The organism is Candidatus Methanoplasma termitum, from assembly GCF_000800805.1.
GTDB lineage: Archaea > Thermoplasmatota > Thermoplasmata > Methanomassiliicoccales > Methanomethylophilaceae > Methanoplasma > Methanoplasma termitum.
The window spans coordinates 1-24,940 of record NZ_CP010070.1 but is presented as its reverse complement, the minus strand read 5'-3'; the positions used below and the strand labels follow the sequence as shown (position 1 = coordinate 24,940).

Here is a 24,940-nt window from a genome sequence, read left to right as displayed (position 1 = left end):
AGATCGCATGAAAGAGCTGAAAGATTACGTCAAGACCATACCCGACTTTCCGAAAGAGGGCATAATGTTCAGAGATATCACTTCCGTCATAGAGGATCCGAGGGGTTTCAAATTGGCCGTGGACGGTCTGAAGGCTTTGCTCAAAGGCGTGGATTTCGATCTTGTCGTCGGTTCGGAATCAAGAGGTTTCGTGTTCGGTGCACCTGTCGCTTATGCAATGGGAAAAGGGTTTATTCTCGCAAGGAAAAAAGGGAAGCTTCCGAGAGAGACGATCTCGGAAAGCTACGATCTTGAGTACGGGAGTGCCACGCTTGAAATGCATGCGGACAGCATTAAGAAAGGGCAGAAAATAGTGATAATCGATGACCTGATCGCTACGGGCGGCACTACGGGCGCCGTGATCAAAATGGTCGAGAGGCTGGGCGGAAAGGTCGTCAAAATATGCTTCGTGATGGAACTTGCGGGCCTAGAAGGAAGAAAGGCGCTCAAAGGATATGATGTGGAATCCCTGATAATTTATGAGGGGAATTAATTTCAAAGTGTGTTTTCTTTCAGCATCAGATCGTTTCAATAAAGATTTACCATGAAGTTTACAATGAAGTTTACAATGAAATTACTTGCGCAATATTTCCCATTGCCCGGCCTTGTCGCTGCCAACTCTCCGGATATATTCCTTTCTGACCAATGCAGAGATATGGCTTCTAACCATTCTCTCGCTAAGGCCTACCAGTTCGGCGATTTCACCCGCCGTGTTCTTTGGATTATCCGAAATGATCCCAAATATCTCTTTCTCTTTTTTTGATAATGACTCGGCAGTAAGAGAATGATTATGCTCAACAAATTCTCTGACTGAATTTCTGATCATTCGGAGCATAAAAACAACAAACGGAGTAACATTGTCGGGACTGGAGTTCTGGAGAGCAGAATAGTAATTTTGTTGTTCTTTTTTTACCCATGTTTCCACAGGAAGGTAAGCAAAAACATGTTTCCATTTTGAAAGGATCAGAGATTGCCAGAACCTTCCCATTCTCCCATTACCGTCAACAAATGGATGTATGTATTCAAATCTATAATGAAAGATGCAACTTTTTATCAGTGGGTGATAATCTGTTGTTCTCACCCATTCTATCAGTTCATTCATTAGTGTCGGGACCTCCTTATGTTCCGGTGCGATATGCACGGGAACATTTCCCTTGAAAACGCCAACGCCGCATTTTCTGAATTTACCCTCTTCATCCACTAACAGATACATCATTTCTTTGTGAGCTGCAAGCAGGTCCTTTATGGAATATGGGTCGTAACTATCCATATTGTCATAGGCTTTCAAAGCCCCTTTTACCTCTTGTATCTCTCGCGGATTGCCAAGGACCCTTTTTCCTTCGACAATATCTGTCACCTTTTCCAAACTGAGAGTGTTGCCTTCTATTGCTAATGAGGATTGTATGGATCTGATCGTGTTGGCGCGCCTCAATTTCAAGTCGATTGGTGGAACATCTTCATCCGAGATCTGATCTATTAACAAAGATATCTCGGATACCAGCGAAGATATTTCATTTATAGAATCGAACCTAGGATCGTGAATCACATTCCTACATACATCAAAACCATATTTTAATAATATGTCTCGGTGCTGTTGCGTTGATGTGGGGGGGGGGGATCCCGGTGTACCCTGAATTGTCACTGTATTTGTCACTGTATTATTCATGTTATTTTTCACTGTAAAATTTTGAAAGTTGTCTGGTAAGCCCACCGTAATTCGAATACGTGTCTTCGGCTCCGAATGCTAAAGTTTGATCCGCTACCAAGGGATCCAGGGGCGGCTGTTCCATTGTCAAAGAATCGAAAAACTGAGAATAGTTATTAGAAAAAACTGGGAATTGTATTATGCCGGGACCTTCATTGAGTGAGTGTATGATGTAAGGGGCAGCGATGACCCAGAGTACAAAGGTGTGGTCCACATAATCAGAGTGAGAACGCACTACAGAGGAATGTACTCTGTATTATCTTTATAAGATCCGTCGCACTTTTCAGAGTAAAATTGAGTGAGCCCGCCGTGATTCGAACACGGGTCTTCAGCTCCGAAGGCTAAAAGGATGATCCACTACCCCACGGGCCCGTTTTTAATAGTATGCGTATTGATTATTTAGTCCTGATTAAAGATAAAAACCTATATTGGTTCCTCTATTCACAACATAATGTCCAAGATAATCATGAACCACGGTGCGGGCGGGGAGATCATGCAGGAGTTCCTAGCTAAGCACATCGTATCTCATTTTCCCAAGGCGGGAGCCGATGTTCCGTTGGAGGCCATGGATGATTCAGCCGTTATTGAGGATATCGTGTTCACGATCGACGGGCACACGGTCAATCCGTTGATATTCCCCGGCGGCGACATAGGTAAGATATCCGTTGCGGGAACGGTGAACGACATCTCCGTAATGGGCGCCACGCCTATAGCAATAGCTTGTTCCGTCATTCTGGAAGAGGGACTGGATATTGAGATCGTGGACAAGATAATGGAAAGCATGGGCCGTACATCGAGAGAATGCGGCGTTCCCATCGTAACCGGCGATACAAAGGTCATGGAATCCGGTGCGTTGGACAAGATGGTGATATCCACATCTGCGATCGGGAAAAGATCCAAGCTTTTGGATGATGACCTGAAGGTCGCCTCCCGGTACAGGAAAGTGAAGGACAGATGGTGTACCGACTCGAATCTTGCTCCGGGAGATGTGATAATCGCATCCGGTACGCTCGGAGACCACGGCGTGGCCCTGCTCTCTTTCAGAGAAGGATACGGTTTCGAGAGCGAGATTCAAAGCGATGTCACCCCGCTGAACAAGATGATCGCCGAGGGACTGAAGGCCGGCGGGATCGTTACCATGAAAGATCCTACCAGAGGAGGTCTTGCCAACACCCTGAACGAATGGTGCTCGAAGTCTCACGTTGAGATAGAAATAGAGCAGGCCTCTATACCTCTGAGAGCCGGGGTGATAAGCGCATGCGACCTTCTGGGTATAGACCCTCTCAGCATAGGGAATGAGGGGAAGGTCATAATCGGCTGCGTCCCAAGCATGGCCGATCATGTACTGAAAGCCATAAAAAGAACTCCGGAAGGCAGGAATGCGGCGATTATAGGCACCGTCAAAGAAGGAAAAGAAAGGGTCATAATGAGAACGGAAGTTGGCGGGAAGAGGATATTGGAGCCTCCGTCGGGTGACCCCGTACCCAGAATATGCTGATGTATCAGGATTCTCCTGATATCGATAGAAAGGGATATAAGGCACAAAGTATAACGTCGGTCCAGGCAAAAAAATGGTTACCTTTCTTCCTTTCCCGGGGTACAGGCCGGTTCTGAAAAACGGCGAGAGTATCGAGGACCGCATTTCTCCGCCGTATGACGTGATCGGTAAGGAATATCTCAGGATCCTTCATGAGAACAGGAACAACGTCACCCATCTTACTCTCGATCCAGACCTGGATCGAAGATACAGGAGTTCCAGGAAAGAGCTTGACAGGATGGCGTCCGACGGAAGCCTGAGGCAGGACCCCCCGTCGTTCTATCTCTATGAGCAGATATTCGATGACCATGGCATAAAGAAAACAAGGAGAGGGTTCATGGGCATCCTCAAGACCGAGAGTTATGAGGATGGCAATGTAATACCTCATGAGGAGACATTCTCAAAGATAAAGGAGGACCGTCTCAACCTTCTTCGGGACATGGAAGCTCATTTAGAATCCATATTCGGGATATTCGAAGGATTGAGCCCGGAACTGGACAGGAAGGCATACGATTCCGCGAGGCTGATCTACAGATACATGGACGAAATGGGCGTAGAACACCGTTTCCACATAATAGACGATGTCAACATCCAAAAGCGCATCACCTCTGAGTTGAAGGATCAGAAGATGCTGATCGCGGACGGCCACCACAGGTATGAGACCGCACTCAACTACTCGCTCGAGAACCCCGGCAATGAAAAGAAGAGTTATGTCCTTGCGACGCTGGTCGCAGCAGACGATAAAGGGTTGGTGGTCTGGCCGACGCACAGGCTTGTCAATTCTTCGAATGTGACCATTCAGGAGGCCGAGAAGGCAATAAAAAAGACGATGAGGGTCAAAGAGGTCCCGGAGGATCAGATGGTGTCCGGGATGAACGGCTGGATGATGGGGCTCATGTTCAAGGACGGAAAACGTTTTCTGGCAACATACGAGAACGAAGAAAAAGAGATCTGGAAACTCGATACGTACGTTGTGCAGGAGATGATCCTGAAGAAGATCTACGGCTACGACGAAGGAAGATCGACCGTCGATTACGAGGCGGAGTTCCATAAGGTCAAGAAGATGATGGACGAAAAGAAATTCGATCTTGCCGTTGTTCTTAACGACCCCAGCCTAAAGACCATCTGGGATCTTTCAATGAAAGGAGTAAGGATGCCAAAGAAGACAACATTCTTCTTCCCCAAGATATGGTCGGGCTTCGTGTTCTACAGAATGAACTGATCAAGAACTCCGTTTTGAGAAAGTATGGAGCCGCTGATGGGAATCGAACCCACGACCTACGCCTTACCAAGGCGTCGCTATACCCCTTAGCCACAGCGGCCTGTAGGGTTAGTCAAGTGCGGCATTGATATAAAACTTTCTGGGTTTGAACAAGAGGAGGTAATGTTTTCAGAGTTTTCATCTGAAACTTTATCTTTATAACCGGCATAACACACCGCATGAAGAAGGAGATGAGTTCCTTCGATGTCCGTTCAATCGTTTCGGAGATGGCATCGCTGGAAGGTGCTCACATTGACAAGATATTCCACTGGGGTGCGGGGAACGTCCTTTTCCGCCTTAACGTACAGGGGGACGGGAAAAGAGAGTTGTTCTTCAGAGACAAAAAGTGGCTGTATCTTTCTCCCACCAGACCCGAGACACCGGAAACTCCGACCTCCTTTGCTACATTCCTCAGAAAATACATTACGAACGCCAGGATCGGAAAGACGACCCAGGCGGGTTTCGATCGTGTGACCGTCACAGAAGTATTCAAGTCGGACGGCGAGTACAGATTGATCTTCGAGATGTTCGGCGGTGGTAACGTACTGCTGGTGCAGGACGGAAAGATCGTAAATTGCCTCACCCATAAAACGTTCAGGGACCGTGCCACCCGCCCCGGCGAGGAATATATCATGCCGAAAAGCAGGTTCGATCCGGTTATCTCTTCTTTAGATGATTTCAAGGGCGTATTCAGAACATCGCAATCGGATACCGTAAGGACCTTGGCGACAGTGGTCAACCTGGGAGGCCAATACTCGGAAGAGTTGTGCAAGCGTTCTGGTATTGACAAAAGCAAGCCTTCTCCGGAGGTCGGTGATGATGACCTCGCAAAGATGTATTCTTCCTTGAGAGAGATCGTCGATCGGGTCATCAAAAACGGCGAACCGACCGTTTTCAGAAAGGATGGGGAGATAGTGGATGTCGCCCCCATTAACCTGAAGATATATGAAGACACTGAGCCGGAAAAGGTCCAAAGTATGTCTCTGGCTATAGACGCTCTTCTGAAGGAAATGATCGTGGCCGAAGAGGAAGCTTACGTAGACCCGGAGATGGAGAAGCTCAAGAAAAGGATCCAAAAACAAACCGAAACAGTGGATGAATACAAGATGGAATCCGAGGATCTGAAGAAGAGGGCCGACGCAATTTACATCGAATATCAGAAAGTGAACGACCTGCTCAACGTTCTTGGGAAAAAATCAAAGGAACTTACCTGGGAGAAGCTTGCGGAAGGGGCGAGGAAGATCCCTTATGTGATGAACATCGATCCATCAAAGAACATCGTCACGGCTAGCGTGGCCGGCCTGAAGGTCACCATGGACTACACAAAGAACATTGATGCCAACGCTTCCGATATATATCAAAAAAGCAAGGATATCTATGAGAAGGCAAAGAGAGCGGAGGATGCTTTGAGAGAAAGCATGACCGAGCTAGATAAGAAACAGAAAGGGATTGATAAAGCAAAAGCGCTTGCCGCCGGCAAAGTTCAGCCTACCAAACAGTTCTGGTTCGAGAGGTATAAATGGTTCATCACTTCTTCCGGGAAGCTGGTCATCGCCGGAAGGGATGCGCACTCCAACGATAATGTCGTGAAGAAGCATCTGAAAGAGAAGGATGTGTTCGTGCATGCGGAAGTGCACGGCGCCCCGTCGGTGATATTGAAGGAAGGCACGGGAGCTACTCCCGAGGAATTGAGGGAGGCTTGCGTCTTTGCATTGACCCAGTCCAAAGCATGGGTGGCTGCGCTGACGGAAGGCGCCGCGTTCTGGGCTTATCCGGATCAGGTGAGCAAGACCCCTAACCCAGGAGAATTCGTTCCGAGGGGAGCGTTCATAGTCAGAGGAAAAAGGAACTACGAACACCATCTGAAGATAGAGTTGGGCATCGGAGAGATAATGTATCAGGGCACACGAAAAGTAATGTGCGGGCCTGTTGAACTGTTCAAAGATTCGGAAAGATACATGGTACTGATCCCGGGAAGAGGAAAAAGCGGAAGAAAGGCAGGAGATATAGCAAGGGATTTCAAAGTGCCCGAAGAAGAGATCTCCAGAATATTGCCGCCCGGCGATGTTGAGATCGTTCGGCGCGTATGGAAAGAAGAATGATAGGTGCCCGCACCGGAATTCGAATCCGGGTCAAAAGATCCGCAATCTCTCAGGATATCCTAGCTACCCCATGCGGGCGTATCATTCTGCGGAAAAACTGACTTCAGTTAAATGGTTTCAGACTTCCGGACGGGACAAGTAGCGGGTTATGTATCCGGCTATCCTGTTCCTCATCGTTACGGAGTAAACGTCTGTGAGGTTGTTTACCATCACTTTGTTGTTCTCGAAATCCCTGTTGAACGCCTGAGGGTATTTGTTGAGAAGCTCGATGGCAACTCTCTTGATGTATGTGGGCCTTATTCTTCCCATTTTATTCACCGTTACTGAATCCGATTAAGGAGATTCCCTATTTAAGCTTTATTTGGTCTCCGAGGATGACCGCATGACAGTTTTCCTTCCGGGCAAGGGCCCCTCACACATGGCGGCCCGGCGTCCTTGAAGATCACCGGTGACACCTCTTTGCATAGTGCCAGCATCCTCTCTGCCATCTCTCTTATCTCCCATTGAGCGCGCTCGCAACACCTCATTGTAAAGAAGTGAAGCAATTCTCTCGCATTCATTGTTATCGTGATATTTGTGGTGCATCCGTTCGGTAGCAGATACCTCGCATCTTCCGCAGGTATGGTCTCTGCCAATCTTCTGTAGGCGTCCCATATCTTTTCCATCATCTCTTCATACAGAGCGAGGGAGTCGGGGTCGGCCTTGATCGTTCCAGGTATGACATATGTGGGTTCTTTCAGAGGAACATATCTCTGACTCTGCTGCGAGAACGATGCTATCCTGTGCCTCACCAATTGATGCGTCAGTGCTCTGGACACGCCGTCGACAGAGAAAGTGAACACGGCATGTTCCACCACGGAATGATGACCCAGACCCACTATGTTCGCAAGTGTTTTTTCCGGATCTTTCATTTCTAAAAGGTCGGCGGACGGTTTCTCCGAATAACACGACCTGCCCGCCGCGGCGCATATAATATCTGCACCCTGTGTATATGCAAGCAGCCTTACATTCATTCTGATGCCTCCGCTCTTCTGTTCCAGATGCGAGACCTGATATTATCCATGCTTTCCGGATCCATCATCTCTGCCAGCCTGATCGTGTCGATCTCGATACCATCCAGAATATCGCATATACCTTTGACGTGCACATCTCCCACCACAACAACCATATTCTTGTATTTTTCCGATGAGGTCCTGATCTTTTCCGCCATGAATGCGTTTCTTTCATCCACGAGTTTCTCAACTATTGTGGGGAACTTCTTACGCATGTTTTGTACATAGCTCTCTTCGTCGACAATGAAACGCTTTCGTGTGATCTTTTTTTTACTCTTTCCGAAGAGCTCATCTGTTTTAAGGGAAAAAGAGAATCTCATCCTTTCAGAAAAGGACATGTTCTCTTCGATCTCTTTCATTACCTGCTCCGCATCCTTATCGATGCATATTATATCCGCACCGGCCGTTTTTCCCGCATATATCGCGGCGAGCATCTCATCGGCGCCTCCTGCGTCGTTCTTTTCCGATGCTTTGTTCTGATGTGCCGAGATATCGCCGAGAAGACCGCGACGGTGTTTACGGGTATTGTCCGGTACTTTATCTTCTCTTTTGCCGTTCATCAGTGAAGCGTATCTTCTCTCATCCAACTCCACGAGCACGGCATCCGGCCAAGTATGTTTCACAATGAAAGAGACCTGTTCAGATATACTGACGACATGTCTTACTCCGATCATTGTTATCATACGGCCGCAGTATGTGTTTCTTCTTAATAGATTATTTTGCTTTTGAGCGGCCGGTCAGAAGTATCTTCTTTAATAAAAAAATGAAAAAATGAAAAATGGTTTAAAAGAGGTTTGCGGGCAGTTTAGGAGGTCTTTTTCATTGTTACTTGAGGATTATCTCTCTGTGCTCTCTCCTGTGTTCCATAACCACAATGAGGGGTAAGCCAACCGCTGTGTGTCCGTCCTTGGCCACCGCGGATATGGTGACCACGGAGTTCTTCTTCGCAGATATTCTGAGCTTGCCCTTCGAGTTCGATGACTTTACGCCGCTCTCTGTCTTATCGTCCTTGTCTATCCTGTAGGTCACGACCGCACCCTCGACCGCCTCCTTTGCCGTTGTTATCGTCAAGAACAGACCGGATCTTATCCAAAGCAGGATGAAGAACAATATTGCCAAGATCGCCAGCAGTGCGATGACCCACCATATGGATCCGTGGTTGTTGGTGTCCCCGACGACATTGTCGTTGGGTTCAAGGTGCAGATCCAGATGCAGGGAGCTTCTGACGTCGTCGAAGGACAGTGTCGGCGATGTCTGCACGCTTGGAATATCCCACTCGGCAAAGTAGTAGCCATCGTCTGCGAAAGCGGCCACAGAGACATTCTCGCCTGCATAGAGGGTCACCGTCGTCGTATATACGATGGGGGTTCCGTTGTCTATGCTGTATTCGGCGTGACCTTCTCCTTCCACAATATCTATCGTCAGGGTTATGTCTCCCAGCTCTGTGCTGACTGCAACGCTCTTCACCTTTATGGTATGGTTAGACATCACATTGGTGAATGCATATGAACCGGCATCTATCTGAGATTGAGTCAAACTGTAGAGGCCGTCTATAACTACCTCTGTTATCTTACAGCCTTCCTTAGCCTTGAAAGTGAATGTCTGACTGTCACCCTGGTGCACAGAGACCTTTCCGTTCGGGGTTATGGTGGATCCCGAGTCGGCCATCGCTGTAATGGTATATTGCTTGGGTTCGGGTGTCGGTGGAATGACAGGTTCGGAATTATACTTCCATACGGCGTATACAGTAACGTTGCTTGACACTGTAACGGTCGTTCTCGTCGTGGGAAGTGTGTCTCCTACGGCGTATATCTTGGTGTCCTTGGTCAGGGTCCATCCTATAAAGACTATCGCCCTGCCGTCAACTGCATTGGTGTGAGTGGGCACCGTCGAGGACAGGGTGCATATGTCGCCGGAAAGCAGACCCGTTTCCGGTGCTGGCACTGATGAACCATTCCCACCGTTGGCGTTATAGGTCACAGTGTAAACACTCTCGAGAACATCCGGGATTCCGTTGTTGTTCGTGTCGATTCCCCATACAGCGTAAACCGTCACATCGGCGCTGGTTATCGTTACCGAGGTGACCAGCGAGGATGTTGGGTCGGCGTCCCCGTATGCGAGGACGCCGGCTATCTGTGTGAGGGTCCATCCCATGAACAGCACAGGCGATCCGGAGACGTCGGCGTGGGTCGGCTCCGTCGAGGACAGGGTGTATGTGTCCGGGAGGAGATTGGACTGTGTCGCGGGTCCGTCGGCGTTGCCGCCGTTGACGTTGTAGATCACCGAATATTCATCTTCGAGAACATCCGGGATTCCGTTGTTGTTCGTGTCGATTCCCCATACAGCGTAAACCGTCACATCGGCGCTGGTTATCGTTACCGAGGTGACCAGCGAGGATGTTGGGTCGGCGTCCCCGTATGCGAGGACGCCGGCTATCTGTGTGAGGGTCCATCCCATGAACAGCACAGGCGATCCGGAGACGTCGGCGTGGGTCGGCTCCGTCGAGGACAGGGTGTATGTATCATTGAAGAGTAGGTCGGTGGCTTGCGGAGGTACCGATGATGTGTCTCCGCCGTTGGCGTCATAGGTCACAGTGCAAGGTGCAGTCGATATGACTATGTTGCCGGTTACCGGAACACCGAACACGATCTCTCCGGTACTGTCATCATATGTGTAATCAGACGCCGCAACGACCGAGCCTGCCATTGTCACGATTATCTCGGACGGCAGGGCGTATCCTGTGTCCTCGTTGATGGTTATTGTCGGCTTGGAATCGTATTCAGCTGTTTCCGGGTCTGGTTCCACATGGAGTATGTCTGATGTCACTGTGTAGACGGCCGTTATCACTATGTCGCCGTCTGTCGGGATGAGTAGCGATACTTCTCCGCCGGCCATATCATATGTGTAATCAGATGTCGGGTCGAGGATCGCACCGCCCATTGTCACTACAACGTCTGTAGGAACATCATTGCCGGCTGCCGTCGTGAGGATGATCGGCAACGAAGGAATGTCCCAATAGACCAACACTTCTGGATCTGGGTCTGTCTCGCCTATGGGTTCAAATCCCGTATCTCTTGTAAGTCCTGTCCCATTCGCAGTTACTGTCGCAAGCACATACAGTGTGTTCGGTTCAGATATCTCGGACCCGCTGAGTCCTGGCGATGTCACAGCCGCACGATACATCGTACCGCTGTCGGTGCCGATCACCGGTGCCAGAGTGAAGCTCTGACCTACCGCCCCGAGTATGGGGTTCCATGTGGATCCCCCATCGGTGCTTATCTGCCATTGGTACTGCGGCGTCTGCCCCATGTCGGGATTCAGGGTCGGCTCGACCCAGAATGTCACCCGACCGCCAACAAGCTGGTACTGTGGGTATTGCGGGTCCGTCTGACTATAATAATTCGAACCTATGAAGATGTTCATATCTGAAACTGTACTCTCTGTGTTAGCATCCAGAGAGACCATTTGGACGAACGCCCTGAGTGTGGGGTATCCGCCGTTTATGTTCTTGTCTATCGTCCATGTGGTGTTGAAATTCCATCCCGTTATTGTAGCTAATCCAATCGCGCCCAACCCTGTACCCGTCATTGTTCCGGTATAGTATATCGAGTTGGTGTTGGCTTGAGCATTTGCTAGTGTTGGTTGGGTCATCAGAGTTGATGTGTATCTGCCGGAAGCTTGATTGGTGCCCCTTGCCGGCGTAGCTGTCCCTTGGTCGCGGAGCGGGTTGTTGGCGCCTCCGTCAAACAGCAAAGCAGAGACCGTATCGAGAGAATAACAGTTGAAGAACGACGTACCCGTGTTATCGGCGGGAGCATTGTTGAGTCCGATCATGCCTCCCTTCGTCGTAGCCGGCCCGGTCGCATCCAGCGTGCCGTTGTTGTAGCAGTTGGACAAGATGACATTCCGTGCGTAGACAGAGGCTAAGCCCACTATTCCTCCCGTTGCCCTCATGTTAGCCGCACCGGTACCCGTAGAGGTCATAAGCCCCGTGTTATAACAGTCAAATATTCTGCATGATGCATAATCCACTTCTCCGACGATGCCGCCTGAGAAGATGTTGAATTGCGAATTCGCTTTGATGTTCCCGGTATTGTAACACTGTTGGATCAGCGGTGCGGGTCTCCCGCCGTGGCTCGTTGAATTTATCTCACCGACTATGCCGCCCACTTGGGTCGAGCCGTTGCTGCCGGTAAGATAATAGAATTGATTATCCAGAGTGCCGGAGTTGTAACACCTGACGATCGCCGGTGAGGCCATGACCGCATTGTCTGTTTCAAAGAATCCCACTATTCCGCCAACGCGTATGTCACGGTATGTGGACTTGCCTGTGATAACACCGGTATTAAAGGAATCAGATATTTGGAATGAAGATATCAATGGATTTACGTAACCTGCGATGCCTCCGACAAATATCGCATCGCTACCGGTTCCCGGCACGTTCGCTACAGCGAAGATCGCACCGGAGTTATTGCATCCGCGTATGGACGAGAAACGGCTGCATCCTATTATCCCTCCTCCGGCAACATTCCTTCCGTTGGCTGTCAGACCGACGACCCTTCCGCCGTTCCAATTATCTTCAATAATAGAGGGCGTCCCAGTAGTGCCGGTACTGTCAGTTCCTATTATTCCTCCGGCGCTACCCATGTCCGTGGAACCGTTATCTGCCGCCGAAACGTAGATGGAATTGTAGCAGTTCCTTATGGTCGATCCGAGCGAAACGCCCACTATGCCGCCAGAGTACGACTCTTCCATCGATGCCGCGAATGACCAGCCCGCTCCGTTCCTGTCCAGAACATTTCCAAGATTAATTATCGTTGCGCCTTGGGCGTATGCGAAGAGACCACTGACCGCAAGGGTCATATCGAACACTGCGGAGTTCATCCCGTATATGGCATGACCGTTTCCGTCAAGGGTTCCCTTGAAAGGCGTGGAAGCCGTACCTATCGGAGTGAAGTTACCGTTGCTGTTGAAGGTAGTGTTCAGTATTGTGTGGTATGGGTATGCGGGATCCGATGGATCGGACGGGCCTGCGACGAAGTTCGACAATCTTGCGAGTGCGAACGTGTCCCCGTTGCTCAGCGTACCTCCTATCATAAGAGTGTAATTTCCCAACATGACATCGTTAAACGTCGCGGTAGCGGTACTGTTATTGAAGCCGACCATTTGTGAGTTCACTCCCGCGCTTCCCATTACGATCGAGATGCCGGCGGGCAGCGTGAGCGTCACGGTCATGCCCTTTGTTCCGTCGAATACCGCAAGTATTCCTATGTCTATGCCACCGTTCAGATCCTCGGTGCCAAAAAATATGTCATTTGCAAGATAGTATTGTGCAGTAGGATCGTTTACGACAATATCTTGTAGTTCCTGTGGCGTGCTTATCGGTGTGCCTGAAGGCACACCTTCACTTGTGCTGCCGTATTCCATCAGACCGATCGGTACGATGGTCACAACCAACAAAGTTAGTATCATTACAATTAAAGCTATTCTGCTCTGCTCTCCGATTATGTACTTTAACATTATTTCGAATGCCCCCCGTGTATATTCTGATATATATTATAGGTATTATTTATATTAGATACCTTTACCAAAAAAATTTTTACAAAAAATTTAGTTAAAAAAACATATCGTTGTAAACAAAAGAAGAGCAAGCACCTGAAACTTTTTGAAAGCACACATCCACTGCTCCCTTGATGGGAACTTTAACTGCCAGATGGATCGAAAGCATTCTGTTTCTAAGCATAAAATGAGATACAGAGTAAATTAAAAGAGAGTTTATAAAAAGTTTAGGCTGTTGTTTCCGGGCGTCTTACTTGAGAATCATCTCTCTGTGCTCTCTCCTGTTCTCCATTGAGACGATCAGAGGCAGACCTGTAGCGATGTGTCCATCCTTTGCCGCCATGGTTATGGTGACCGTAGCGTTCTTCTTCGCGGGTATCCTGAGCTTTCCTCTGGAGCTCGAAGACTTGACCCCATTCTTTGTCTTGCCGTCGTCGTTGACTACGACATAGGTCACGGCCGCGCCGTTCACTGCCTCTCCTCCCATGGTTATGGATAGGAACAGACCGGCCCTTATCCACAGCAAGAACAGCAAGAACAACGCCAACAAAATCACAAGGATCAGTAGGCCAATGATCCACAATGCTGATCCGTCTTTGTTGTCGACTGCGCCGGTCACGGCGACCGTGAAGTACAGGTCGAGGTGCATAGATGCTCTGACATCGTTGAAGGAAAGCGAAGAGTTTGTCTCTACGCTCGGTGTCTCCCACTTAGCAAATTGATAGCCGTCCGCTGCGAACGCCCTCACCGCAACATTGTCGCCGACCTGTAAGGTCACTGGGCCAGTGTATCTGGTGAAGCTTCCGCCGTTTATGCTGTATTCTGCATATCCGTCTCCTTCCTTGATGTTAATCGTCAAAGTTATGTCGCTGGTCCTTGAGCCCACTACACTCTTCATCTGAATGGTATGGTTTGACATAACATTAGAGAAGGTGTATGATCCGCTGTCGATCTCTGCCTGTGAGAGGGAGTACACGCCATCTATCCATACCTCAACTATTGTATAGCCATCTTTCGCGGCGAAAGTGAACGTCTTGCTGTCACCCGCCTGCACAGTGATTCTTCCGCTCGGGTTAATGGTGGAACCTGAGTCGGCGGTCGCGGTGATAGTGTATATCTTGGGTTCGGTCGGTCCACCAGATGATCCGAACACCGCAGATATGATGTCGCCATCAGCTATGGTGAAGGTCTTCGGGTTGGTGTTGTCGCCTACTCCGTTCTGCAGGAAGGTCACGGTGCCATTGGGCACAGTGGGAGTTCCTGTAAACTTCAGATTGGTTACAGTGTCAGGAACTGACAGCAACCATGTTCCGGGGCCTACGAACGGGTCAGGGAATCCATCAACCGCGACACTGCCGTTTCCGGTGACGGTGAGTGTGATGTTCTTCACATCATTTACTCCATCCTTCTCGTCGAATGTTGCGGTTATGGTGTCATTCTGGACCACGGTGTAAGTCATCGGACTGTACCTGGACGCCGTTCCGCCGTTCTGGTCGAAGCTGAAGAAGTTCCATCCCGCTACGTTGGGGTCGGCGGTGAATGTGATGTCCGCGGTGGTGGCCGGTGAGACCACGTCCATTGAGATCAGCCAGGAACCGTCTCCGGTGAAGGTGTCGGTTCCGTTGTCAACGTCTCCCTTCCCTACGATGGTCAGGGTGTAGTTGATGGTGTTCATTCCGTCGGTCGTGTCGGTGGTGTCCTCGAAGGTCGCTGTGATCGTATCGCCCTGGGCCACGGTGTAAGTCATCGGACTGTACCTGGACGCCGTTCCGCCGTTCTGGTCGAAGCTGAAGAAGTTCCATCCGGTGACGTTGGCATCCGCCTCGAAGGTGACGTCCGGGGTGGCGATCGGCACCGACATGAGCCATGTTCCGGGGCCTGTGAATGTCGCCGTTCCAACGATGACGTCTCCCTCTCCGACTATCGTCAGGGTGTAGTTGAGCACGTCGTTCGTTCCGTCGGTCTCGTCGAATGTTGCTGTTACGGTGTCTCCGTCGGCTATGGTGTATGTGACGGGGCTGAAGGTGTCCGCAGCGCCGTTCTGGTCAAAGCTGACGAAGTTCCATCCGGTGACGTTGGCATCCGCCTCGAAGGTGACGTCCGGGGTGGCGATCGGCACCGACATGAGCCATGTTCCGGGGCCTGTGAATGTCGCCGTTCCAACGATGACGTCTCCCTCTCCGACTATCGTCAGGGTGTAGTTGAGCACGTCGTTCGTTCCGTCGGTCTCGTCGAATGTCGCCGTTACGGTGTCATCCTGAGCTATGGTGTATGTGACGGGGCTGAAGGTGTCCGCAGCGCCGTTCTGGTCAAAGCTGACGAAGTTCCATCCCGATACGGTTGCAATCGCAGTGAAGGTCAGCTCATCGATGCCGAACGGAACGAGTATCTGATAGGTTCCAGCCCCGTTATATGTCTCATCAAAGTCTGTTCCCCCGGTTATCTGTACAGAGCCCTCCCCGTCAATGATCAATATGATCATTGTTCCTGGGTATGCGATCAACTGATCAAGAATGGTCGTTCCCGCAGGATATGCTCTTGTGAAGATCTGATAATCAATTGGCGACCCATTAGGAGTGTATGTCGAGGAGTAATCGGACACTGTACCGGAAGGACTTCCATCTATGAGGATTATCACTTCTTTCGCATTTAGTGTTGGAGCCGTCACGGTACCGTTGTCCCAGTCATTGCCGAAAGATACGGTGGTTGACTGAGGGATGTTTGATGCACCCGTGACCGTAGCATATGTCAGAACGCCGTCCACAAGCTGGCCGACGAAGTCCAACGTGCCTCCGGCTGTGCCCATATTGAAATTGCCTTCGATACTGCTGCCTACGCCGAATGTGACATCGTTTGCTACGTTTGCAAGTGATACATTGCCCTTGATTGAGCCATAGTTAGAGAGATCAACATAGGCGGTTGCAAAGAGCCCGTTCGCTGTGCCTATTATTGAGCCATTGTTCACAGCCGTTCCGCCGTTGTACATGATGACGCCGGCGCCTACGCCGCTGATTACGGATGATCCTGTCTCATTAAAGATCTCTGAGCCGAGAGCTGTAAGTGTCCCGTTACATATTATCCCCGTACTGCCGAGGCCGGTCCCGCTGATCGTGTTAGAATTGTGGACTGTTCCCGTATTCATATTTATGCCGGAGGATTCTCCTTCTATCGTTCCCTTATTGGTGATCTCGATGATCGAATCGGAATAACCCATAAATGCTATTCCGCTTGTTCCGAGACCGACGATCGTACCATCATTTATTACGCTGGAGTTTCCGTTGGCGATAATACTAATACCGCTGTTTTTACCTGAGATCGTTCCGGGGCCGCTGCCGCCTCCGGGGGAGGTCTGGCTGTTAATTATATTAGTGATTCCGTAACCGACATAAACGCCATCATAAAGATCGCCTATTATGTCACCATAATTATAAACGCTGCCTCCTCCCGTAAGGCTGATGGCCTGCCCGCCTTTGATCACGCCGGTGACACCGTTCGTGACGGTGACGACGCCGTTGCCGATCACACTTTCAGTTTGAGCACTACCAATTGGCTGGCGATAGATATATGCTGTGTTGGTAAATTCGCAGCCGTTGGGAAGATTGATTCTGCTGTTTATGTTGTTGTTCAGAATACCTATCGCACCGGTCCCTTCCGGTTGTGAGTATATCGAGAATGTGTCGGTGAACACGTTGACGAAATCTGCCAACGACAGAACGCCATCGTTCCCGATGATTATGCTGACACTGTTGCTTGCTGCAAGATCCCTGATAGCGAGCCCTGTGAGGTCTATCTCCGTTCCTTCCGGCACATAATACCATGTGCCGTCGGTGCCGCCTGTATTGGTATCATACAATATGCCGTTGCCGGAGCTTCTTTCGAAGAAGATATTGTCAATATAGATAGCTGTGTGTGTTTGCGTGTTCCCGTCCACATCAACATATGGGATTTCTTCTTCTATGACCGCGATCAGCCGTTCCGGCTGCGAAAGTACTACAAAGTCATATACTGGGTCGGGGGATACCGTGCTGTATGTGCCATATCTGTATGCGTTAGCGGTGTTTACGACAGTGTTGGCATCGATAAGGACTATAGTCCTAAGATCGTAATCAGACGGTAATCCGTCAAAGCTTACCAGGGCGCTGCCTATGTTCGCAACACCGCTGACAGTGGAATATTTGAGTGCACTTGTGGTCAAAGATCCGCTCGGGTCTGTGAACTTCAGCGTACCGCCGCCTGTACCCATAGTGAAATTGCCTGTGATAGAGCTGCCGGCTCCGAAAACAACATCGTTAGCAACGTTATCTAATGTAACGTTACCGATGATTGAATCATAGTTGGATAATTTGACCGTTCCTACCGACCATACTCCATAGTTACCGCCTGATATGACATTGTTGTTGGTAATGTTTCCTCCCGCCTGGAGACGGATGCCGATGGCATTGACCGAGCCGGTGGTCGTTACATCTATCCGGCCGTCGTTGATTATCGTCTCGCCGTTGGTGCCGCGGATACCTATCATGTTGGAATTATATGCTCCGGAGACCGTGATGTTACCGGCAGAGGTGTTCTTAACGGTGCCCCCGCTGAGAGTTATCCCATAGAGTCCTGCGGTTATATTGCCGCTGTTCTCGATGCTTACATTGCCCAAAGAGATTATTCCTATCGACGGATTCCCGCCAGGGGTCCCGTTAGCGATGATGTCGCCGGCGTTGATGACCGATACACCCGACGTTGATATACCGCCGGTGCCTGTGAGCTTGCCGCCGAGAGCATTCGTTATTTTGGAACCGGAATAGCTGCTCTGTATCGCATAGCCTGTCGATGACTGGACATCGGCCTCGTTATAGATATCTCCGCGCGAGGAGTTGATGTATTGGATGGCATACGGGCCCTTTATCAGCGCCCTGGTCCCGTCGGCGTTGACGTAGTTGAATGTGTTCACGGCCGTGGTGGCATATGACGTATCGATAAAGATCGCCGGGCCTTTTTCGGCCAATATCTGACCGTAGTTATAGATATTGCCTGTCGCAGATTGAGAGTAACATATGGCATTGCTTGTACCGGTGCCTGCACTCTGTTTGATGATCCCGGTCTTGTTGTTGGTGATGGTACATACGCTTGTTGTGATAAGCCTTATTCCGTCTGTTCCGTCTATCGTACCAGAGTTATCAATTTCGACGTTACCGCTAATGCAGTATATGCCCGTACTACCAAGGATCTTGCCGCCCTCTTCGTTCGTCACTGTGGCATTGCCTCCGATCTGGATACCTGCTCCCGTACCTGCTCCCATATCAGCCTTTATTATTCCGTAGTTATCGACCATGCCGCCGACGGTAAGGTTTATGCCCCCTCTACCCTGAATTATACCGGTGACACCATTGATAATATCGATCTGACTGCTTGCATTGATGCCCATGCTTACTACGGCTCCGTTGGTGCTGCTTGGGATGTTTATGCTCGCCGTGTTGATCACGTTGCCTGCGGCATTCACTCCATATGCGCCTGCGGCCGTAGATGTCACTACACCAATGTCTCCTGCATCGACACCTGCGCGTGTGTTCGCATATACCGCGGCGGAGCTTCCGGCTGGAACTTCGACACCGTTGCCGCTTGTCACGGTCACTGTGCAACTGTCCCTTACGATCAGGCTGACATCACCGGACATCGTTATTGAATTGCTAAGCGTGACATTTTCCGTTATATAGTACCAGCCGTTGTTCGGGCTGCCTGTGTTGTCAAGGATGAAAGTACCCATGTTGTCAAAATCAGCCTGGCTTAATGTAAACACCTGATTCGGGGCCTGTTCCTGACTTCCGTCGATAAGGACATAGTCCGCTGTTACATATGTGAGCTTTGCGATCAGATCCGTTTTTGAATTTGCCGCAAGTATCGTGAACTCCTCGCCATTGAAAGTATAGCTGACGTAACGATAAGTTGCCATCGAGCCTCCGGTGGTTCCCTTGATGAGAATGATCTTGTCATCCAACCCAATGGCGGGCGGGGATGTCCACCCATTCCCGAAGGTCACAGTCGTATTGAGATAGATCTTGGTCGTCCCTGTGACCGTGGAATACTTCAGGTTGATGTCGGGTGCGCCTGGGAAATCGAGCGTCGAGTTGCCGTCACCTATGTCAAAGTTGCCGTCTATCTCGCTGCCGGTAATGAACGTTACGTTGTTCACAACGCCGGAGAGAAGAGTGACATCGCCTGTGATCGTGCCGTCGTTGAGAAGGACGGTCGGGCCGCCGGCGGACGATATACCTATGCCGCCGATGCCATTTATGGTGTCGCGATTCTCTATCGTGCTTTGGGTACCTAAAAGATATATGCCGCTGTTGTTGCCTTCTATCAGGCCGTCATTGAGAATATTGATGCTGTTGCTGGTAGCGGCCGTGGAAATAGCAGCGGTTCCTCCGATTATTGTCCCGGAGTTGTTGTTTATGATTCCGTCCCCATTGATAGATATACCCTCAGACGCACCTTTTATCTGACCGCTGTTCGTTATCTCGACGTTGGTGGTGCTGTTGATAACAGAAATGCCCTGCTTACCGGTTGCGATAATATCTCCTGTATTATCGATTTTATTTACGGAGCCTCCTGTCAGAATGATGCCGGATGATCCGTCGATGGTGCCATCGTTGATTACCCAGACATCCTTGTCTGAAACTATACCATAGTTATCGGTTCCGGTGATCGTGCCACCGGGTTTATTGGTTACCGTTCCGCCTGCACTGAGGTATATTCCTATGGACTTGCCTGTTATCGTATTATAATTGGTGACCGTCATAGTCTCCACAATGCTCATAGGAGAGAATATGCCATAGCCGATTGTCCCGGTTATGCTGCCGTAGTTGGTCACTGTTCCGCCCCTTGCGAATCTTATGCCGTTTTCGTCACCCATGATGGTACCGTAGTTTACGATCGTCTCATTTACGCCGTAGCTGACTCCCACCGATGCCGGCATTGTGCCTCCTGCTGCATATATTAAACCGCTGGTTTGGTTATTGACATTTCCTCCAACCGGCAGATATACCCCCTGGCTAACACCCGTTATTAATGCATAATTATTGACGTCTCCCCCTGCGTTGAGATATATTCCGCTGTTGCCTCCCTGAATGCTTCCCAGAGGTACCGTTGACCCTACATTGTTGGTGATATTGGTATTGGCTCCGTTTGAATATATGCCGTTGCCGTTGAGACTCGCAATGACGCCTGTATTCGTTACAGTTCCGCCGACCGCAAGATTGATCCCGGCCGTACTGTCGCCGTGTATCTCACCATCGGTATTGGTAACGGTCACATTGGCCTGGGCGTCGATACCGATTTGACTGCCGCCAATGTTACCGGTGTTGGTGATCGTGGTTCCTGCGGCCGCAGCTGTCACACTGATCCCTTTGGTTCCGCCCGATATTACACCACCGCCGGGTGAATTGTTATTTGTTATTTGGGTGTTGGGTCCGTTTGTATATATTCCAATATCACTGACGCCTGTGATTAACCCACTGTTTGTTACCGTTCCGCCGGCAGCAAGATTTATACCTGTCGTGTTGCCTTGTATCGTTCCGGCTGCGTTATTTATAACTGTCACGTTGGGAGTGGCATTAATACCATAGGTGCCTCCCTGTATTACTCCGTCGTTAGTAATGTTGCCACCGGAAGCCATCACATTGATGCCATTGGTGCTAGCGTAAATCTGACCACCGAGAGTGGAAATGGAAGTACTAGCAACATTTGTTCCAAATATGCCGTAGTTGTTGACAGTGGCTATGCCACCTTTGTCCCCTGTGAGAGTTACGCCATTACCCGATGAAGTGTTTGTGATTATACCATAATTATTAAGCGTACCGTTGGCGGTGATCGCAGCATTGTTGTTGTCGCTGAAGAAAAGATTGCCAACCTCGATGGTACCTACGTTCTTCAGTTTGGCGGTACCGTTGAGTTGTATCGAGGGAGTGATAATTTTGGCATCACCTATTCTAACGGTAGAAGCGGTTCTATCGATGGGTTGAACGTAAATATTTAATGTGCTTCCATTTGCCACAGTTATCCCATTTGTAACTGTCAACGTAAATGTCCATACTGAGCTGCTCCAGAGAATAATATTTGCAGTACTCCCACCACTGACTGTGATTGAATCTACATTTATGTTTCTTGCTGTAACCGGGGCTGTTGCCGTGGTATTACTTGGAATAAAATAATGCCAACCGTTTGCATTTATAGTCATGGCAGCTTGATCGCTGCTGTATTCTGTTGTTGATGCAGGCGATTGCGTCATACTACCATTTTCAACACAGTACCAACGCGCAGCTGCATCACTTGTCGGACTGTATACGGCCGCAACCATCGCCAATACCGCCAACGCAACTATCGCTGTCATTATCAACTTGCTTTTAGGCTTTAAAATATCCTTTGATTTAACACCCGCCACTGTTTCTCCCCCACTTTAACTGATAAAGTAAACACAGTATGGCGTTCTCTTTAAAAGATTTTACCACTTGTATATTTTTCTAAATTGATATATATTGTCACAAAAGCAACCCTGCATACTGCTCGGTTAAAGGGATCCAATATCCGTCTTCCGAGATATGATATTCCTTGGCATGTCTTGTTTCTTCGGCTAAATTCTTTTGATTACAGAACCAAAAATCCGCCCTCATTAAAAGTTGGTCTGTGATATTAGTTTACCACAACAGAAAACCACAGACCGTATGTATGATGGGCGGCAAGGTTATAAAATAACCGATTTCCGGTGCGTACGGAAGCGGTCCTCTGTTTTGGAGGAGGAACGCATAGATGAAAATAGCGATCGGGATAGATGTGCATAAGGAAAAATGTGCGGCGTTTGCAGTGTACGCAGGCAAAGAAGAGCCGAGAAAGAAGAACCTGGATTTTTTGGAAAGATTCAACGCCGATTTCCGGAGGTTCCCTTCGGACGCTGCGGGAATGGTAGGACTGACGAACCGTCTTCACGGTCAGGATGCGTATATTCTGATAGAGAATTCGACCAAGTCTCACGACGTCTATTGGATGCTGACCAATCTCGGGTTCAGAGTGACGGTGGCCCATGCCGCCGACCTGTACAGGATAACCAGGTCCAAAACAAAGAACGATGATAACGACGCTGCTGAACTGGCGGGGTATATGCGCAGGCGGCTGATGGGGGAGATCGAGTTCGCCGTCGCCCATATGCCTTCGCGGGAGGTGCTGGTGCAGAGGGAATTGTGCAGGTTCGATATCAACGACAGGAACGATCTGACCGCTTTGAAAAAACAGATCAGATCCCATCTTCTGATAAGAGGAATGAAGCTGTCCCGCGATTACTCCGACATCACCTGTGTTCTTGCCCTCAGGGAGCTGAAGGCAACGGGGGACCACATTCTCATTCTGGATGCGGCGAAGGCCGAGAGTATCAAAGCGAGGAAGTCTCAGACGGAGAAGATGATCCGATACAGGATGGAAGGCAACAGGATGTTCGATATCGTTTGGTCGGTCCCCGGATTCGGTATCCTGTCTGCGGCGTATGTCACGTGCATGGCCGATGATATGACACGTTTCGTGGATGGGCGGGCATTCGCCGCATCTGCCGGTATAACTCCCAAACTTGACGAATCCGCCGACAGACCGAAGAACTGCGGGATCAGCCGCAGAGGGGACCCAGAACTCAGGAGGCTGTTGTGCCAGGCAACGTTCGTTCACATAAACCATGCGGACTCGTTCATATCCGAGAAATACAAACGTCTGAAGGCCAACGGCAAACATCACAACGAGGCGTTGGTGGCATGTGCGAATTCCATGGCCCGTATGATCTGGGCCATGGTGACCCGGGACAGGAAGTATTCCGCAGACCCGACAGTGATGGCTGTGACAAGATATCTCGCCGATTCCGACGAGATAGAGGATGAGATGGAGGCAGCGCAGACAGAATGATCATGAACGATCGGGATGCGGTGAAGCACAGCCGGACGGGAAAGGATGTCGGCTTCTTTTTGGCCTTCGTGGTCGCTTAGAAAATCGATACAGTATCGTCGGGCATATCGGGAACGCGGAAATGGCCTTCGGGGCCGGGCAATAAATCGATGATGCGGAACTGCGGGGGACCCGACCGCATGGGTTAATGGATATCACAGACCGATGCCTCCACGGTCGGCATCGGAACATGGGGACGACCTTAGGTTGTTTTTATGGGTAGGATCAGCGGATGCGGTAACAACCTTTATCAAAAACGAGTGGCTATAGTGGTGACAGACCAACTTTTAATGGAATAAATGAACGCCCTCCCCCCTTCATTTCCAGTGGAAAAAGAAAATAATGAATGATGTTATCAGATTCACTATGGATCAGACCTTTTTATTATCTTCCTGTTCTTTCCACAGTGTTGTCTGCTTTTTTGATTTGTGCTTTTGAAGAGGTTCAAAAAGTTCATCTTTCTTAACAAAATCAATTATGTCTTTGTTAATATTGAGTTCTATTTCCCTTGTTCTTCCATTTCTCCCGAATGATTTCACCCTTGCATGAATTATTCCCAACATATCCAACTCTGATATCAGATCAGCCACTCTTTTTTCCTTCAAGAGATTAGCGCTGAGAATGTCACAATTTTCCTTATAGATAGAATAAACATTTCCGGTTGTGATTATGTCTTTTTTTTCATGAAGTTCTATTATACTTCTGAGAACTATCTTTGATTGAACGGTTATAGTTCTTATAACTTCAATTACGGCATCGATTTCTATCTTATTCCTCGCCGCTATAACATGAGCCTCTGTTACCGACGTGTCTCCGTTTCTTTCTGCGATCTCGGCCGATACTCTTAGAAGATCCAGTGCTTTCCTCGCATCGCCTGAATCCTGTGCGGATATTGCCGCACAACGCGATATTACTCCGTCACCTATTATTTCAGTATCAAATGCGAGTTCTGCTCTTCCCCTTAATATATTCTGAAGCTGTTCTGCATTATAAGGTGAAAAAATAACTTTCTCTTCACCCAATCTGCTTTTAATCTTTGTGGATAGGAGTTCAGTGAATTTTGCATTATTTGTTACTCCGATTATAGATATCTTTGATTGTTTTAAGATTTCATTCATCGTTGTCAAGAAATAGAATATATCGTCACCATTCTTCTGAAGTATTCTGTCTATCTCATCCAGAACAATGATGAATACCTTGTTCTCTTTATCGATATAACTTATCATTGTATCATAAACTCTATCAAGACTCCAACCTGTGGGAGGTATTCTGTTCTGATCTATGATTATTTGATTTGAAATGTTAAAAAGAATTCCATATGGATTATCTACGATCTCACAATTAACATAAATAAAACTGCAGTTCTCTTCTTTTGGATCTTCTTTTTTTAGTTCTTTTCCTATATAATTCAGAACTGCGGTCTTTCCTGTTCCTGTCTTCCCGGTAACAAGTATATTTGATGGTTTGTTCTTGTAGAGAGAAGGAGTGATTATTTCAACAATATTCCTGATCTCATTTTCTCTGTGAGGGAGTTGATCCGGAATATATGTTGTTTGGAGGATATTCCTATTTTTAATGAGCTGTTTTCTTTTTTGTTTCGACTCATCAAATATCCCCATTTCATTCCTCCGTTACTAAGCCCGACTATGTAGCTTTAAGACTGTTATAATGGTTTCTTTTTTTGTAATAGAGAAAAACAATGATATTAGTTTTATAAGA

Annotated in this window: 12 protein-coding genes and 3 tRNA genes; 5 read left to right on the top strand and 10 right to left on the bottom strand. The window is 48.9% G+C overall.

All coding sequences use genetic code 11. The features are described from left to right. Positions 1-7: 7 nt before the first annotated feature. The gene (locus Mpt1_RS00080) at positions 8-532 is read left to right on the top strand and encodes an adenine phosphoribosyltransferase (RefSeq protein ID WP_048111120.1); all 525 of its coding nucleotides are present in this window, start codon (positions 8-10) and stop codon (positions 530-532) included. Positions 533-613: 81 nt separating this feature from the next. Here Mpt1_RS00080 and Mpt1_RS00075 read toward each other — a convergent pair whose 3' ends face one another. Together Mpt1_RS00075 and Mpt1_RS00065 are read right to left on the bottom strand one after the other, a co-directional pair. Further along, positions 614-1,693 carry a Fic family protein gene (locus tag Mpt1_RS00075; protein WP_158386700.1) on the bottom strand — a complete coding sequence of 360 codons (1,080 nt, stop codon included), beginning with the start codon at positions 1,691-1,693 and terminating at the stop codon, positions 614-616. Between the two features lie 350 nt (positions 1,694-2,043). Further along, a tRNA-Arg gene (locus tag Mpt1_RS00065) sits at positions 2,044-2,116 on the bottom strand. A 79-nt stretch (positions 2,117-2,195) separates the two neighbouring features. Between Mpt1_RS00065 and hypE the strand changes: the two genes are divergently transcribed. Next, a complete protein-coding gene (hypE, locus tag Mpt1_RS00060; RefSeq protein WP_202965147.1) occupies positions 2,196-3,242 on the top strand; it encodes a hydrogenase expression/formation protein HypE in 1,047 nt (348 codons plus the stop codon). A gap of 73 nt (positions 3,243-3,315) precedes the next feature. Beyond that, complete coding sequence (locus tag Mpt1_RS00055) at positions 3,316-4,503, top strand: DUF1015 family protein (RefSeq protein WP_048111112.1); 1,188 nt, start codon at positions 3,316-3,318, stop codon at positions 4,501-4,503. Positions 4,504-4,528: 25 nt separating this feature from the next. Here the strand turns inward: Mpt1_RS00055 and Mpt1_RS00050 are convergent. Then, positions 4,529-4,603: transfer RNA gene (locus tag Mpt1_RS00050), tRNA-Thr, on the bottom strand. 118 nt (positions 4,604-4,721) lie between these two features. Here Mpt1_RS00050 and rqcH point away from each other — a divergent pair. Next, the gene (gene rqcH / locus Mpt1_RS00045; protein WP_048111109.1) at positions 4,722-6,644 is read left to right on the top strand and encodes a ribosome rescue protein RqcH; all 1,923 of its coding nucleotides are present in this window, start codon (positions 4,722-4,724) and stop codon (positions 6,642-6,644) included. A 4-nt stretch (positions 6,645-6,648) separates the two neighbouring features. Here the strand turns inward: rqcH and Mpt1_RS00040 are convergent. The 6 genes from Mpt1_RS00040 to Mpt1_RS00015 form a co-directional block, all read right to left on the bottom strand. Beyond that, positions 6,649-6,722: transfer RNA gene (locus Mpt1_RS00040), tRNA-Arg, on the bottom strand. A 39-nt stretch (positions 6,723-6,761) separates the two neighbouring features. Then, a complete protein-coding gene (locus Mpt1_RS00035) occupies positions 6,762-6,953 on the bottom strand; it encodes a 30S ribosomal protein S17e (RefSeq protein ID WP_048111107.1) in 192 nt (63 codons plus the stop codon). A 41-nt stretch (positions 6,954-6,994) separates the two neighbouring features. Continuing rightward, the gene (gene thyX / locus Mpt1_RS00030; RefSeq protein ID WP_048111105.1) at positions 6,995-7,657 is read right to left on the bottom strand and encodes an FAD-dependent thymidylate synthase; all 663 of its coding nucleotides are present in this window, start codon (positions 7,655-7,657) and stop codon (positions 6,995-6,997) included. Next, positions 7,654-8,379, bottom strand: a complete 726-nt coding sequence (locus tag Mpt1_RS00025) for a TraB/GumN family protein (protein ID WP_048111102.1) — start codon at positions 8,377-8,379, stop codon at positions 7,654-7,656. The genes thyX and Mpt1_RS00025 overlap by 4 nt, the downstream gene beginning before the upstream one ends. A 142-nt stretch (positions 8,380-8,521) precedes the next feature. Further along, positions 8,522-13,216: an InlB B-repeat-containing protein gene (locus Mpt1_RS00020; protein ID WP_048111100.1), complete on the bottom strand. Its 4,695-nt coding sequence runs from the start codon at positions 13,214-13,216 to the stop codon at positions 8,522-8,524. Positions 13,217-13,505: 289 nt separating this feature from the next. Continuing rightward, entirely contained in the window at positions 13,506-21,296 is a 7,791-nt protein-coding gene (locus Mpt1_RS00015; protein ID WP_148305775.1) for a hypothetical protein, read from the bottom strand. 752 nt (positions 21,297-22,048) lie between these two features. Between Mpt1_RS00015 and Mpt1_RS00010 the strand changes: the two genes are divergently transcribed. Then, positions 22,049-23,182 carry an IS110 family RNA-guided transposase gene (locus Mpt1_RS00010; protein WP_048111096.1) on the top strand — a complete coding sequence of 378 codons (1,134 nt, stop codon included), beginning with the start codon at positions 22,049-22,051 and terminating at the stop codon, positions 23,180-23,182. 410 nt (positions 23,183-23,592) lie between these two features. On the opposite strand, the gene Mpt1_RS00005 is transcribed toward Mpt1_RS00010, so the two are convergent. Next, a complete protein-coding gene (locus Mpt1_RS00005) occupies positions 23,593-24,840 on the bottom strand; it encodes a Cdc6/Cdc18 family protein (RefSeq protein WP_048111094.1) in 1,248 nt (415 codons plus the stop codon). Positions 24,841-24,940 lie beyond the last annotated feature (100 nt).